Origin of the sequence: Kamptonema sp. UHCC 0994, from assembly GCF_029167235.1 — a bacterium.
GTDB lineage: Bacteria > Cyanobacteriota > Cyanobacteriia > Cyanobacteriales > Microcoleaceae > Kamptonema.
The window spans coordinates 1-16,458 of the sequence record NZ_JARFTR010000118.1 but is presented as its reverse complement, the minus strand read 5'-3'; the positions used below and the strand labels follow the sequence as shown (position 1 = coordinate 16,458).

Here is a 16,458-nt window from a genome sequence, read left to right as displayed (position 1 = left end):
TGTCACAAACCGAAAATCACACCTATTTACGGTTCAATGATTATTAAAAACTATAATTGGGCAATTTATAGTCAACAAACAGTTATGTTTCACCGAGCTTGAATTGCCCATTAGTTGCGATCGCGATTTTTCCTAACTTATTCAGTAAGCCCTAAGTAATTTGCCGGACATGATATTAGCAATTACCAATTAGCAATTACCAATTACCAATTAGCAATTACTAATTACCAAGGACTTCCTACCATTGTAAAACCACTCCAGAAAAAGGGATGAGCCATAGTTCTGTCGCTTAAGCTAGCTAAATTTGGAGGTAGGGGAAAATCTTCTCCCGTAGTAATCAATCGTCCGTTGCGAAGTTGCACTTTGCCAGAAATCATTGCTAGCTGGGCCTCTCTTAAAGCTTCTGCTTTAATTTTGCTGTGCCTGAGTTCCTGATAAAATTCCATCATTAGTCCCATTGTACCTTCATCAGATACATACCAAAGACTGGCAAGGGCTGATTTAGCTCCAGCTTTAATAGCTAATCCGCCAAAACCTAATTCAGATTCCCTATCGCCTAAAGCAGTGCGACAAGCTGAGAGCACTAATAATTCTACTGGAGGAAGATCCCAGTTAAGAGTTGTGATTTGATTGATTTGTAATTTACTGTTCCAAAGCTGAATGTAAGAGTTTTGTGGTTCACCGGGACTAAAAGTAGCGTGAGTTGCTAGGTGAACAATTCCAAATTGAGTATTGAGGCGTTGCGATCGCAGATTTTCCAAGGTGAAAGCTTCGTTAAGGAAAGATTGACCGGGCCACAAATCAGAAACGATCGCGTGCAACTCAATCGGTACGCTTGGTAAGGGTTGTTTATCCTTAAATTCAGATGCTCCCATTGCCAAGACTTTAGTACCTTCAATAGATGCGTAGTTGCTATTAGTTAAGGTAAAACTAGGAATCAAACTGAAACTATACTTTTCAATTAAGAATTGTTTGCCATCGTGCAAAGCTGCGATCGGCATACTCCGCAACCCTGCATCTAAAGAAAATAGCAGGGTTTCAATTCCGAAGCTTTTTAAGTCTTTTTCTAAGGGTGCAATTATCCACTGATAAAGTTGCTGTGCACGGGATAAATAACTGGTACTATTCCGTTGGCGGGGGTTGGTAATTTCTGTACGGAATTGTTCAACTATTGGTAAAATAATTGCTTTTTTCGCTGCGGGGATGCTGTAGCGAATTGGGGCGGCTTGACCAGTAACTAAAATCAATTCTAACTGATCGTTTCGCGCTATGACATAGATGATAGCACAGGGTTTGCCAGGAATTACAGCGATACGTTTCAATGTTTCCTGCATTGTGGCAAGAGTCATTCTTTGGTGGCCCGGTTCGTTTTTGATTCCCAGGTAGTTGTCGTATTCTTGATTTCTGTACTGCTCAATATTAGATATTGTTTTCTCAATGTCACTTTCAAAAATGTTGTCTACAGAGGTGTTTAATCTGATTCCTTCTGTGGAACTGGTGATTGGGGTTTTGACTTGAGTGGTAATTGCGGTTGAGGGTTGTTCGTTGGTTACTGTTGATAGTTTTGTGCTTGTTTCTAGTTCGGTACTAGGAGCGATCGCGGGGACGGTTGAAATTTGCTCTGTAGGAGCCACGCTGGGCGTTTCTACAGGGGAGATTTTTTGATTTTGGACGGGTTCTAATTTGGGGGTTTGGGAGTTGTCAGGGGCGATTGTGTTGGGTGTGGGTGTGGGTGTTAAGGTTGCTGTTTGTGTCTGATTTGGGGAAACTTGGGCGGTTGTGGGAGCGGAATTTGGTACGATCTGCTCTGTTGCAGGTGCGATGGCAGTTTCAGTTGCGATCGCAATGCGATCTGTAGTTTCAATCTTGGGAGAATTTACCAAGGTTGAATTTGGTATTGGATCGATCGTTGTTTCTACCTGACTTGTTGCTTCAAAATTTGTCTGGGGTAGTGTTTGTTCCGCCTGGTTTGCAGCTTCTGATGCTGGTTCTGCCTTGTTTACTGTATCAGATGTTTGTGGTGGTGGCGCGTAGGCATAGCCAGCCGTAGGCATCGCCAGCACTGTTTTTGCCGCTTGTGGGAGTGTGGATTCTGCCTCAAGGGTGGGGGTTTTAGTTGATGTCTGTGTCTGAGGGGATGCGATCGCCACTGGCGGTGTTGATGGTATAGGTGTTGCAGGTATGGTAATTTCTATCGGTGTCTCCGATGTCGGTGTTTCAGGTTGCGCCACTGGCGGTGTTGCGGGTATTATAATTTCTATCGGTGTCTCCGATGTTGGTATTTCAGGTTGCGCGACTGGGGGTGTTGGTGTCGGTGTTGCGGGTATGGAAATTTCTATCGGTGTCTCCGATGTTGGTGTTTCAGGTTGCGCCACTGGGGGTGTTGGTGTCGGTGTTGCGGGTATTATAACTTCTACCGGTGTCTCCGATGTCGGTGTTTCAGGTTGCGCCACTGGGGGTGTTTGTACGCCTTCAGTTGTAGGCGTGGGTGTCGGCGTAGCTTCCGGTGTCGGCAGTTTATCGTCAGTTTGAAGCGCAATATTACCCAGAGAAAAAGAGCGCCTAAATGATTGGGAAGGTAATATGGTAAAATCGCCATTGGTAATGGCAGCAGCAGTGCCATTAATCGTACCGTTTCCTACTTCAAATGTCTCAACGGGAGGCCCGCCATCTCCCCCTACGTGGCGAATTATAATTGAACCTCCACCAATACCCCCACCTGCGGAAATGCTAGCTATTCCCGTTGGGGAAAAGCTAGTGGCAAAGGAATTTCTAGCGCGGAAAAATCCACCTGTTGATTCAATAAAAATGTTACCACCTGTACCGCTGGGGCCGCCTTGAGCATTAATGGATTCAACTTGTACGTCGCCGATGGGATCGAGGGTGACATTACCACCATTGCCAAGGCTACCACTGGAATCGATCGCACCTGTGGTAATGCTGATTTTAGCATCTACAAAGATTTCACCGCCTACCGTAGAAGCGGAGTTGAGGTTGCCAGTTGCGATCGCATCGTTTTGGCTTTTGAGATGAATATTGCCGCCTGCTGTGGTAATATTTCCTGTTGTCAGGTTATTGGCAGTTGCCAGGTTTACGCCTCCGCCAGAGGTTTGGATATCTGCGACGTTAATTGTGCCAGTCCCGGATGTATGAGTTATGCTGGCAGCAGCGATCGCGTTTGTTGCTGTCAAGTTATTAGCGCTGAAAATAGTTAAATTGCCGATGGCGGCGCTATCTCCCACAGTACCATTAAAGAGGATATCACCATTACCAGCAGTTAAGTTGAGGTCAGCGTTGCCGTTGACAGTGTTGTTAAAGGATATATTGCGATCGCGTGTACTCAGTGAAGCGTTACCTATTAAAGTAATGGGGCCATTAAATAGAATAGTGCCACCAGTGGTGGTAATGTTGCCTGCGAGATTAACTGGATTGGTACTATTTTGCTCAAAGTTGCCCGTAAGGTTAATTTTTCCTGCGGTGGAGATATTGAGATTACCACTGGAAATTACTAGGTTTCCTAGTGGGATATTGCTACCTACGGCATCGTTAAAGGTGATATTTCCAGTAGCTGAATTTACAGTAATATCGCTATTGCCATCTAAGGTTGAATTGAAAGTAACGCCATTTCCTGTCAGTGTGGGATTATTTGCTATGGTGACTGCATCGCCATAATTTTGAGCCGCTGTTGTCGTCACATTGCCGTTAATTTCTGTTTTTCCGCCTACATCTGTGGTCAAGTTTCTGACCTTTACTGTGCTAGCAAAACTTGTCGTACCGCTGCTATTTACTGTTAAATTTCCTAACGAGACATTACTACCTACGGCATCACTGAAAGTGACATTTCCGGTAGGTGAATTTACGGTGACATCGATCTTGCTATCGCTATTGGCATCTAATGTCGAATTAAAAGTAACGCCATTTCCCGTAAGTATGGGATTATTGGTAATGGTGACTGCATCGCCATAATTTTGATTATCTGTTGTCGTCACATTGCCGTTAATTTCTGTTTTTCCGCCTGCATCTGTGGTTAGGCTTGTGGCGTTGACAGTGTTAGCGAATCTTGTCGTACCGCTGCTATTTACTGTTAAATTCCCTAACGGGATATTACCGCCTACGGCATCGCTAAAGGTGACATTCCCAATATCTGAATTTACTGTAAGATTTCCATTCCCATCTAATGTCGAATTAAAAGTAACGCCATTTCCCGTAAGTATGGGATTACTGGCTATGGTGACTGCATCGCCATAATTTTGATTATCTGTTGTCGTTACATTGCCGTTAATTTCTGTTTTCCCGCCTGCATCTGTGGTTAAGCTTGTGGCGTTGACAGTGTTAGCGAATCTTGTCGTACCGCTGCTATTTACTGTTAAATTCCCTAACGGGATATTACCGCCTACGGCATCGCTGAATGTAACATTCCCAGTGCCAGCATTCAAAGTAAGATTTTGATAACCATCAACAGTATTTTGGAATAGAATCTCGCCGTTATTAGCAGTAAGACTTATTGGATCGCTCACCGTCACCGCCTGAGCAAAAGAAATGCTGCTAGCATTAGTAATATTGCCACCAATTGTGACATTGCCCGTACCATTTTGCAGGAAATCTCCGACAACGCTGATGGTAGAAGCAGGAACGATCTTTAATTCACCACTATTCGTAATAATAAAGTCTTCTGCGCCAACAGCGATCGCGCTGTTCAAATTAATATTCCCGCCTGTCAAAGTCAAGCCGCCGCTGTCGATCGCTGCACTGGAAGTGATATCATTGCTACCAGCATTCAAGCTAGTATTCCCAGCAACGACAATAGTGCCTGATTGAGCGATCGCGCCACTTGATGTTAGAGTCAAGTTGCCACCCAACACTACACCAGCGATGTCTGTTGCTGCTCCTTCAAGGATAGAAGCATTTTGACCAGTTAAAGTAATCGCACCAAAAGCATTGGTAGGATCGAGGAGAGTAATATCTCCGATTGCATTAAACGCTGTCGCCCCCGCAACGCCGATCGCTCCACTCTGAGTAATATTACCGCCAACGGTGACGTTTAAAGTACCTGGGATTGTCAAAGTGCCCAGATCGATAGAATTAAAGTCATGGAGTCTAACGTTGTCACCGCTAGTAACGATTACGGTGCTAAAGTCGTTACCAGCACTTTCTAGGGTAATGTCAGATCCGTTGGCATTGAGGGTAGTTGCGCCTGTGACAACAATATTACCGCTGCCAGTAATTACACCGTTAGCGGTAGCATTGAAAGTACCAGCAATATTGGAATTGCCGATGTCAATGGCGTTAGCATCGGTGAGGGTGACATTGTTGCCGCTGGTGACGGCGACGGTGCTAAAATTATTGCCGGGATTATTGAGGGTAATATCATTTCCAGGCGCGTTGAGGGTAGTTGCGCCGGTGACATTCAAAGGCCCGGTTTGCACGATCGCGCCAGTAGTAGATAGATTGAGTTTACCGCTAATTGTGGATGGGTTGATGGCGATCGCGCCGCTATTGCTAAAAGCAGCATTACCTGTTACAGTTGTGGTTAACTGGCTAATGTTAGTAGATAAGGGATTCGCAGCCGTACCCACATCCCCGCTGGCAGATAAGGAAAGCAAACCCGTACCGCCGATGGCGATATCAATACCTGTAGGCGCACTGGTAACGCTACCGACATTCATCGTCAGAGTGCGATCGTTTGCTACAGTCAGGGTATTGGTAAAGGTAGTGGCCCCGCCGTTGACGGTGAGGTTGAAATTGTTGCTAGTAAGATCGATAACTCCGCTAGCGCCGATGCTAAGGTTTCCCGATGCGCCTGTTTCACCAATGGTAACAGATGTGAAACCGTTAAGCTGATTGAGTTCTGCTGCTGTCAAATCTAAGGCTGTTGTACTACTAGGCCCACCAATGGCGATCGCACTACCGGGAGTAAAAGCACTAAGTAGTAGCGTCCCTTTGCCTTGGACGGAAGTATCTATAAAGTTAATTTCGTTGCTAGTTAAGGTAATATTACCAGTATTGGGTAAGCCGTTGCTGTTAATATTTCCAGCAGTAATTCCTGATGGTGCGGTAATGGCGATCGCGCCTCCAGCATTGTTAACAGATGTACTATCTAAACTGCCAATGTTAGCATTCCCGGTTGTGTTAACCGTGATATTGCCGCCACTGCCAGCAACAGTAGAATTAGATTGTACTCCGCCAGTGGTAATGTCTCCTGTAGCAGTAATCGCGATCGCGCCACCTTGATTATTCGCGCTAGCATTAAGATTACCACTGCCAATAGTACCGCCTGTGCTCCCAAGGGTAATATTTCCTGCATTGCTACTACTCGCAGATGTCACGTTACCGCTGATAATATTACCAGTTGCCGTAACCGCGATCGCGCCACCCTGATTATTAGCGCTAGCATTGAGATTACCACTACCAATCGTTCCGCTTGTACTCCCAAGGGTAATATTTCCTGCATTGCTACTGCTACTAGCAGATGTCACGTTACCACTGATAATATTACCAGTTGCATTAATGGCGATCGCGCCACCCTGATTATTCGCGCTAGCATTAAGATTACCACTGCCAATCGTTCCGCTTGTACTCCCAAGGGCAATATTTCCTGCATTGCTACTGCTACTAGCAGATGTCACGTTACCGCTGATAATATTACCAGTTGCCGTAACCGCGATCGCGCCACCCTGATTATTAGCGCTAGCATTGAGATTACCACTGCCAATAGTACCGCCTGTACTTCCAAGGGTAATATTTCCGGCATTGCTACTGCTACTAGCAGATGTCACGTTACCGCTGATAATATTACCAGTTGCCGTAATCGCGATCGCGCCACCATTGCCAGAAGTACCGCTAGCCGCAATAGCACTCCCATCGATATTATTGATGTTAATGCTACCACTGGGAGCGCTGAGAGTTACATTGCCAGCATTGCCAGCAGTATTAAGCGCAGAAGAATTAGTATTGAGATTACCAGCTAAAATCTTACCGCCAGCCTCAACTGAGATCGTACCACCATTGCCGCTGTTGCCAGAATTATTAACAGACCCGGCGTTTAAATTTCCTGTAGCAATATTCCCTGGCGCAGAAAGTGCGATCGTGCCGCCATTGCCAGAAATTGAGGTAGCATTTAAATCAGCACTGGCATTGGTATTAATATCGCCCGCCGTAGTGACTTTGAGAGTGATATTCCCCCCATTACCGCCAAGGGCGCTGGAGTAAGAATAGAGACCATTAGTGATAATATTACCGGTAGAAGTCGTAAGCGCGATCGCACCGCCGTTACCAATACCAGAGTTAGTATTAATATTCCCAGCGCTAGTATTAATATTGCCAGTAATGCTGGTAATGGTGATAGTACCGCCACTATTTGTAATGTTACCCGTGCTAATATCTTGCGAACCTTGGAAGACGATCGCACCACCTAATCCAGTAAGATTACTGCCAGCAGCGGCGATTGTACCTCCCGGAGACTGTACCAGTAGTTGCCCGCTGAAACTCAGATTCCCATTGATAGTAACTGTGCCGTTGGTATCACCGCGACCAAAGGTTGTTTGAGGAGAATTAAATGTTACTGTTGTAGGAAGGCTGTTCGTAACTGATAGACTGTTCCCAGAAATATAGGGTTGCAATACGATATTATTGCCAGTTAAAGCAGGCGTGCCAGTAGAGAAAACAATATGATTTCCGCCTAATGTTAAGTTGCCGACCCCAGCATGAATTGCATTTTCAATAACAATATCATTGGCAGTCAAGCTCGTTCCAGTTAAGGTGATATCTCCACCCCCAGAACCGAGGGTTTGATTAACCAATACACCTTCTCGACTATTACTTACACCAGCGATCGTAATATCGCCTCCCGATGAACTTACTGAACCTAAATTCAGAATTTGTACCCCTGTCTGATTAACGCCAGTGCCATTCAGGATAATATTTCCCCCTCCTGAATCAATGGGAGATTCTATACTAATTCCCTGTGAAAAGTCGCTCGCACCTGTAATCGAAATTACTCCACCGGCTGAAACGATCGAACCTTGATTTCTTACCCCTGAATCGGCCATGCCAACGCTGAAACCATTGAGGTTAATGTTGCCGCCACCGGAATTTATGGAACCGCCGGAAGTAATTTCAATACCTGCCTGACCGGCAATATTTGCCCTACCAAGGGCGCTAATATTTCCCCCTAAAGTTGCGATTGAACTATTGACAATTACTCTGCCTGCATCTGTTGTTATGTCTCCGTTGTTGGCGTTGAGAACTAGGTTTAACGGAACGCTGCCCCCTCCTGAAATTGGTTGGTTAATATTAATATCATTATGAGCATTAAGCGTCAGGGTTGACCCTAGTAGGGGATTGAATACCAGCGGCGCGTTTAAATTAATATTTCCCTGCTCTATTCCTCCGGCTCCAGTGGAGATGGTAACATCACCTAATAATAGTGCACCTGTAATTAGCCCAACTGGTAATTGAGCACTATTACCAGTGGAGTTACACAACCCCAATAATAATGAGCATCCGAGATTAATATTCCCAGGAATAGGATTGGAAACAATGTCAATATTGTAGGGATCGATCAGCCATTCTCCACCAATGCCGGCCGGTGCTCCGATATCGGGGACACTGGTAATAGCTAGCGATCGCAATCCGCTAGTTTCAATAAAGCCGCCGTTACCGCCAATTACGCCTCCTCTTGCCCTCAATGTACCGCCGATATAGGCCGCTTCTTGACCAAAGACGATGATTTTGCCGCCATTGCCGATCGCGATCGCGCTGGTGTCAATTACTGAGTCGTTGCTGACGAAGGTTTGCAAGGCGTTGGGCACCGGGCCTTTACCTTGAATGTCGCCTCCCACAAGTACCGTACCGCCACCATAACTGCCGGCGGCGTTGATATTGCCGCCGATGACTCCGACTCGCTGACCTAAAATATTGACAGTGCCACCTGTATTGCCGGATACATTGATATTGCCAGAGGCGATTGCAGTTCCCGCCTCGGTAGGGAGGATCGTTCCACCCGTCAACACCACTTGTCCTTCGGCGTTAACAGTAATTCCCGAAGCTTGGCCGCCACCGCCACCAGTTAGCAATTGCGGCAAAGATATGGGTGAAATCCCAGGGTCATTACCATTATTTCCCGGTAAACTAGGAGTAATTTCTAAATTGAGAATACGTCCCTGTTGGGAGATGCGAACTAGGTTTTTTCCCGCGATGGCTGCGATCGTAATGTCACCTCCCGGCGCGGCTAATGTACCAGTATTGATGACGCTGCCACCAAGTAAGGTTAAACTTTCACCTGTCCCAACTGTTAAGTTACCAGAGTTAATAATGCTGCCGGGATTGAAGCTATCAAACCTAAATTCGCTGGGAGTTCCGACTAAGGTAGCCCAATTATTATTACCAATAGCGTTAAGCCAGTTATTATTACCAAAGCCGACTCCGTTAGCCGTAGTCGCTGTGAAAGAGGCAGGGACGTTTAAGCTGGCATTCGGCCCGAAAACTATGCCTGCGGGATTGATTAAAAATAAGTTGGAATTACCGCCTGTGATTTGGATTAAGCCATTAATGTAGGAAGCATCGCCGCCGACGATGCGACCTAAGATGTTGCGAATTTCTGGATGAGAAATAAAATTGGCAATTTGACCTGAATTTAGCCCAAATCTGTCAAAACTGTGGAAAAGATTCGCTCCATCTCTCGAACGCGACCCCCCATCAATGTCCAAGCGATTTCCCTGCGGGGTAACGGTAGTACCGGTACCGTCCGCCGCTGGTGCGATCTGCTGTGCAGAGGCTTTATCGGCTGCGATCGCAGTTGCCATTGAAAGCAACACTACGAAAGGGATCAATCGTCTGTTCATATCGGTTAGACGCGATTTAAGCGTTTTCTATCCTAGCTTGGATTTTAAGATTTAGGTACAGGGTGTATTTTGTTAAATTTGGGAATGCTCTTTGTTTATAGCAATCATACATTTATTGTTAGCGCGATGTCAATAGTTATTTAGTCTTAATTATTTTATGTTGGCAATTTTGAAGTTCTCTCGATTCGGTGTGATTTCATTGCAAGCTAAACTTTGATTTTTCTAAGTGTTGATTGGGATTTCCTCTTTTTGATATCAAATTATTTTGTTGCAGATAAAATTATTCTGAAATATTCATCTGAAAAAATATAATATATTTTAGATGTCACTACTCTCTAAATTTAAGGTATAAAATCAATAATAAGCGCTTTGACAGCAAGACTTCCAGCATCAGGCTACTTATAAACTGTACAATAAAATGGACAATAATTTTGATTAGATTTGATGTCCAACTTAGCGACCATAAAATATGTTAGCTTAAATGCACTAAGTTTTTACAAGGTCAATTGTCACGTCTTTAATTGTAGTTTTACGATCCGATGTGACATGGATATGACATTTTAGCAATTAAAGGAGAATAATTAATCGCGGATTCTTTTTAGGTGAGTTTGCTAGCCTCTAGGTAAAAAGTTTAGCAATTTAGACGTTGACAAAACAAACAAAGTATGTATTAAAAGTATTTCTATTATTTTGAGAATTGTTATTAATTGCTGAAACCATTAATTTTTAACGCCTCTTACCTCTTTTATTCTATTCCCTTCTTTCCCTTCTTTCCCTAGCCCCTAGCCCCTAGCCCCTAGCCCCTAACCGACGAAAGCGGTTGCTATAGAATTAATCTCCAGGCTTAAAATAGTCAAGCAGCCGATCGCCTGAATCTGCCCGAATCAAAGCAACCACAACATCAGGCAAACTCCTATAACCTGGATAAACAAAATAACGAGGTTCCCATTCAGGTAGAAACTTTTCCTTAAAGCTATGCAAACCCTTAAAATTATAAAACTGCTCCAAGTGTTCTGAAAGATAGTTTAAGACCTTTTCTAATCGGAGAGATTTTTCCGTTTCACCTACCCCCGCGAGGGCTGATAAACCTAAATCAAATTGTTCGTATCCCAATTCTTGAAAGTGCTGCAACATTGAGGCAAATAAACATTCCATTGTGCCATTTTCAACTTCCGTGCGTCTCCGCATTAAATCAACCCCTACTAACTTAGATTCACCACTTGAGATCGTATTGGCAAAAGCACTTATTTTACCCTCCGAAGTATATACTACTACCGCGCGAGTTTCCCGCAAATAAGCCTCATTAAACCAACCAACAGAAAACTTTTTCTCCGCACCCTGCATCATTTGTAGCCACTCGTCGCTAACTATCTTCATTTGCCGTAGCAATTCATCGCTTAAGGGAGGCTCATAAAATTTTACTTCATGGCCTGATTTAGTGAGACGGTTAATAGCAGTTCTCAAATTTTGATTTGCTTTCCCTTTCAGGCTAAAAGTTTTAAGGTTAACAATAGCCTCTTCCCCTATTTGCAAAACTCGAAATCCGAGGGATTTGTAGAATTCTAAATTATCCGGTAAAGTCTGATAAAATGCAGAATACCAGTCATTACAATCGCAAAATTGTTGAAACCCAATTATCGCCTCTTCTTGGTCTTCCGGGGGGCCAATTGGATCTCCGAGAGCAATCGCCCCTCGCCCCTTCGCAACATAGGCGATCGCACTTTTCCCAGATGGACTAAAATAATAAGACTTATCCTCCAGCAGGGCTAATCGCGCCAGTGGTATCCGCCCGTATTGTTCTACAATTTGTTTAGCCTGCTGCCTTTCTTTCGGAGTCCCTACAGCTCGCAGTAAAACCGGCCGCAATAACATAAATAAAGCATAGCTTAGCGTCACTGCTCCCACAGCATAAATTGAATCCGCAAAAAATTCTGCAAATCGAGTTTTAGGCGCTAACCCAGCATTATCAGCAGTGAAGAACATTGCTAAAGTTTGAAACAAAGCTTCATGGAATGAAAAATTAATCGGCACTTGATTAATATTGTATTTCTCATCTAGTATATAAAAGCCAGCCGTTCCATAGGCTAGGGTAAACAGCAGAGCACCAAAAAGAACTCTGATCCCTTGAGCAATTGAGGGGCGATCTGAGGAAGCTGTAAACTCGTCTCGCATGATAACTAATTGAACTAGCAACACCGCAGCTAATATACTTTCTTCATAATCTAATCCCTTTACTAAATGGCTAACTATGGAGAGAATTAATAGCCCGACAGTGAGCAACCAAGCAATCCGTTTGCGCCTGAGTAAATTAGCTGCTAAAGTTAGTAACAGAAATCCGATAATTGCGGCAAAAAAATGTCCGCCAGCTCGGACTGGGAAGGGAAAAAATTCTTCTAGTAATTGTCTCCGAGCTTGTAAACTAGGCGTTACAGAAGAGAGCAAGTTAACCACTCCTACCAGTCCAGTTAGGAGGGATGCCGTCCATAGTCCAATCCGACTTCGTTGCGATCGCACAGTATTTCCTCAATTACCAATTATAGCTAGGGGCTAGGGGCTAGGGGCTAGGGGCTAGGGAATAGAATAAGCGGGTTTCAGCAATTACCAATTACCAATTACCAATTACCAATTACCAGTTAACAGTTAACAATTAACAATTAACAATTAACAATTAACAATTACTTTTCACCCAAAGCCATCTTAAACTGCTTCCCCACGTAAGTCAAAGAATCTGCGAGATGTTTGTGCCAGTAATTCCATCCTACATCTGCACCAACAATGCCGTGTCCTCCTGGGAATTTGTGAAATTCATTGGCAATCTTCAAACTGTTTAATAATTGATGGAACTGCTCAGAAGATGTCAAAAATTTCTCGTCTTCAACACCAGCATCGATATAGGCTCGTAAACGCTGAAGGTCTTTTTCAGATAACTGCTTTACTGTATACTGGGGACTGTTAGCCCTGCCGCTGGCATCTATGAAATAGCCGCTGTGGCTAAAGAGAATATTAAAATTATCCAAGTAGCGAAGACCGATATTAAAGGCTCCCCAACCTCCAGATGATTGCCCTCCCATTGCCCAAAATTGTGGAGAATTTAGTGTGCGGTAGCGTGATTTAATTACTTTAACTAATTCAGAGCCGATTGCAGTTCCAATTTTGCCGTTAGGCCCATCGTAGTATTGCGGGTCCCAAAGTGGACTTGTACCTCGCTTGTCGTTGCCATCGGGAGTAATAATAATTGATGGTGGTAATTTATTGCTTTTGTAGACGTTGTGAAGTACGCTAGTTACAGCGGCTTTGTCCTGGTAAGCGCTTGCGTCTCCGTGTCCACCGTGCAACAAGAATATGACTGGATAGTGTTTGCTGGGGTTTTTGGCATAGCCAGGAGGTAGGATTAAACCGTAGGTGCGATCGCTACCCATAGCTGCACTCTTATATGTTTTAATTTCAAAAGTTAGCCCTGTGTCTGCTTCTATTTGCGGAGGATCTAACTGGGGAGCTCCAGCGACGAATACATAATAGTAACCTCCCGCAGCTAAAAACATGATAATACCTGTACTAATTCCCAAGATTTTTCTCATGTTTTTAGGTATCATATTTTCCCCTTTTAAAATGTTATAAATTTATGCTATATTTAAAATCTAAAATCTCAAGTCAAAAATTGCTAAAATAGCGGCTGTCACCACTAAGAAAAAAATTCCCGCCACACCGGCTAAAGGTTGTGCTTTGATACCCGTAATCCACTCTGGGACGCGACCAGTATATGCAATTATCTTAGCTGTATCAAGACTGGCTATTACCAAAATCCAACCAGCATGAAGCCCGATGGCTAAACCTAAATTGCCGCGATCGCAAATACGCGCAAAAGTCAAGACCATGCCCATCAACCACAGTCCCGGCAATTGGGTAATAGTTTCTCGTACTTCCCAGAGTAAATGAGCACACGCAAAAATTAAACTCGCGATCGCAGCCGCCACTAATAGAGAATAATCTTGCTGAAGTAGATTTTGCAGAAAACCCCTAAAAATCAATTCTTCTGTCCCGCTAATCCACAATCCTAATAATAAAGTCAAAAATAAAGCAGGCTGAAAAATCGATAAGATCGGATGAATATCTTGATCCCCTTCCTCTTGCCAGCTAATCCAGCCTAAAGCCCGTTGAATTGCAAATAAAGTTGCTATACTCAGCATTCCTAAACTGAAACCCAGCGCCAAAGAAACTAAACTCCGGGCTGAGACTACTAATCCCAAATCGGCAAAAGACCAACCTTCAACAGAAATTCCGCCCCAGATAATAAGCGGAACAATCAGGTAGAGAGAAGCCAGTAAAGGTAACTTTTTATTTCCCAAAGGCTGGGGCGGTTGCCAATTAAGCGCGATCGCACTCGGAATTGCGATCGGCAACCACAAGCAAACCCAAACTGTGAAAAAAGCCATAACCTTAACAATTGCTGGCATTGATAGCAACAAAAGCCGCAGGCTGTTTACTTGGTCAGCAATTCCCATAACTTATCTTGCTTCAGAAATAGACAGCCTTTTAAATCCAGATTAGGGTAGTGGCAGAAAGGGGCAAGAACTTAGAATGCGCCCTGGCGCGTGTAAATATAGCAGGAGGCAGGTAAGGCACAGCAGGAGGTAGTGGCAGATCGTAGCAAGGGTTTTAGCAATTAATTCTGTCCTAACTGCCTTAGCTGTTGCTATATATCCGTAGGGGCGAAGCATTCGCGCTTAAAATCTTTCGTAAAATAGATAGGATATGGGCGCGAATGCTTCGCCCCTACAAAAACTTCCCGATTTATCTCACTTTCTCAAATCGCAGACTAATCTCTGCCGCCTTTATATTACTCCTCAGAATTTTCTTCTTCTTCCTCTACTTCCTCAAAGTCTTCATCATTCTGGCCTCGACTTTTAACAGCATCAAGCTGGATCAAATGAATGTGCTTGTAGCCTAGCTTGATTTCAAACTCGTCTCCTGGTTTTAATCCCATCGATTCAGTGTAAGTCGAACCAATAACGATTTGACCATTTTTGTGAACGCTAACATGATACGTCGCTTCTCGGCCGCGCCCGTCTTTTGTACTCTCCGGGCTTAAGGGAATTCCCCTAGCTGCCAAAACCGCGTCGTAAAAATCCGTCATGTTAACGCGGGTGGAGTCGTTTTTTGTCGTCGAGTAATATCCGCATAGCTTTGCGGTTTCTCTCCGAGGCAAGTGGGAGAGTTCTTTTACTTTTTGAAGGAGAGCCCTTCCGATGAGTGGAGATGTTGCAGTTTCAGTCATGGTCTTACGAAATATCCTTCAATCCTGGTGATTGCTTAATAGACTTTTATGCTAATTGAGAGCAATATCAAAAATATATACTCAAACTTATCAATTTTAGCAAAAATCTTTTTTTATCTCCCAGTTCACCTATTTTGGTAAGATAAATCTACCCTAGTTCCCTAGTCTTTTAAATTTAGGTGTCGCTGAAGTTGCTTGAGGGAATGGTACATTTCAGGTAAGCGGCTATAAATAGCTGCGGCCTTGAGAAATATTTTATGTGGAATTGCTGGAACGCCGGTCACAATAGACCCTGGGGGGATATCGCTATGAATTCCGGCTTTAGCAGTAGCGATCGCACCATCTCCTATTTTTGCTTGATTAGCAATTCCCACTTGACCAGCCAACAGCACATTATTACCAACTTTAACACCACCAGCCATACCAACTTGGGCCGCTATTGCCGTATTTTGACCTACTTGGCAGCCGTGACCTATATGTACTAAATTGTCAAGTTTTGTATTGCTGCCAATCCGGGTTTCTCCCACAGCGGGACGGTCAATTGTACTATTACAACCAACTTCCACACCATTTTCTAAGACAGTGCAGCCAGATTGTTCCATTTTGAACCAACCTGTCGGCGTAGGCACAAAACCAAAGCCTTCGGAACCAATGGCCGCGCCAGAGTGAATTACACAATCTGCACCAATCTTAGTACGTTCGTGAATAGTGCAATTAGCGTGTAAAACTGTGCGATCGCCTATTTGCACCTCTGGGTAAATTACCACATTGGGATGAATGCAAACTCCCTTCCCAATTTTTACCCCCGCTTGAATAGAAACGTGAGGCCCAATATAAACATCTGTGCCAATTTCTGCACTTGGGTGTACGATCGCAGTAGGATGAATTTCGGGGCTAGGTCGAAAGGGCTGATAAAAAATAGCGATCGCTTCAGCAAACAACAACCTCGGATCTGCCGTCGTCATCCAAGCAATTCCTCCCTGGGTAGATTCTGCCTGAAGCTTTTCATCCATTGGCAAAATCAAGGCCGAAGCACCGGTTTTTGCTACAAAAACCGCAAATTTACCACCTTCTATATAACTGATATCGCCAACCTTTGCCTCATCAACTGCTGCCACACCAGTAATTTCTGGATCTGGAGAATCAGAAGTTGTCAGGCTGTGACTAGAAACCAAAGTTAGTTTTTCTAAGAGTTCGCTAAACTTCATCGCTAAACATTACCACTTAACATCGATTGCCGACACTTACAGATATTATTTAAAATTACCATCAAACCACCTCAGCAAATATTTCAAAATATTTAACCGCAATCTTCGTAACGCCGCCGTCTCGGCGGTTAAG

6 protein-coding genes are annotated in these 16,458 nt (G+C 44.1%); all 6 read right to left on the bottom strand.

All coding sequences use genetic code 11. The features are described 5' to 3' along the window. Window positions 1-224 precede the first annotated feature (224 nt). On the bottom strand, window positions 225-9,842 hold the full coding sequence (locus tag PY364_RS11420; RefSeq protein ID WP_275522637.1) for a CHAT domain-containing protein: 9,618 nt from the start codon (window positions 9,840-9,842) through the stop codon (window positions 225-227). An 831-nt stretch (window positions 9,843-10,673) separates the two neighbouring features. Then, window positions 10,674-12,356: a phosphatidylglycerol lysyltransferase domain-containing protein gene (locus tag PY364_RS11415; protein ID WP_275522635.1), complete on the bottom strand. Its 1,683-nt coding sequence runs from the start codon at window positions 12,354-12,356 to the stop codon at window positions 10,674-10,676. A gap of 161 nt (window positions 12,357-12,517) precedes the next feature. After that, a complete protein-coding gene (locus PY364_RS11410; protein WP_275522633.1) occupies window positions 12,518-13,435 on the bottom strand; it encodes an alpha/beta hydrolase-fold protein in 918 nt (305 codons plus the stop codon). A gap of 45 nt (window positions 13,436-13,480) precedes the next feature. Beyond that, the gene (locus tag PY364_RS11405) at window positions 13,481-14,344 is read right to left on the bottom strand and encodes a CPBP family intramembrane glutamic endopeptidase (protein WP_275522631.1); all 864 of its coding nucleotides are present in this window, start codon (window positions 14,342-14,344) and stop codon (window positions 13,481-13,483) included. Window positions 14,345-14,679: 335 nt separating this feature from the next. Next, window positions 14,680-15,117 (bottom strand): AbrB family transcriptional regulator, encoded by a 438-nt coding sequence (locus PY364_RS11400; RefSeq protein ID WP_275522629.1) that lies wholly within the window; start codon window positions 15,115-15,117, stop codon window positions 14,680-14,682. A 161-nt stretch (window positions 15,118-15,278) separates the two neighbouring features. Beyond that, window positions 15,279-16,325 carry a UDP-3-O-(3-hydroxymyristoyl)glucosamine N-acyltransferase gene (gene lpxD / locus PY364_RS11395; RefSeq protein WP_275522627.1) on the bottom strand — a complete coding sequence of 349 codons (1,047 nt, stop codon included), beginning with the start codon at window positions 16,323-16,325 and terminating at the stop codon, window positions 15,279-15,281. Between the last annotated feature and the right edge of the window lie 133 nt (window positions 16,326-16,458).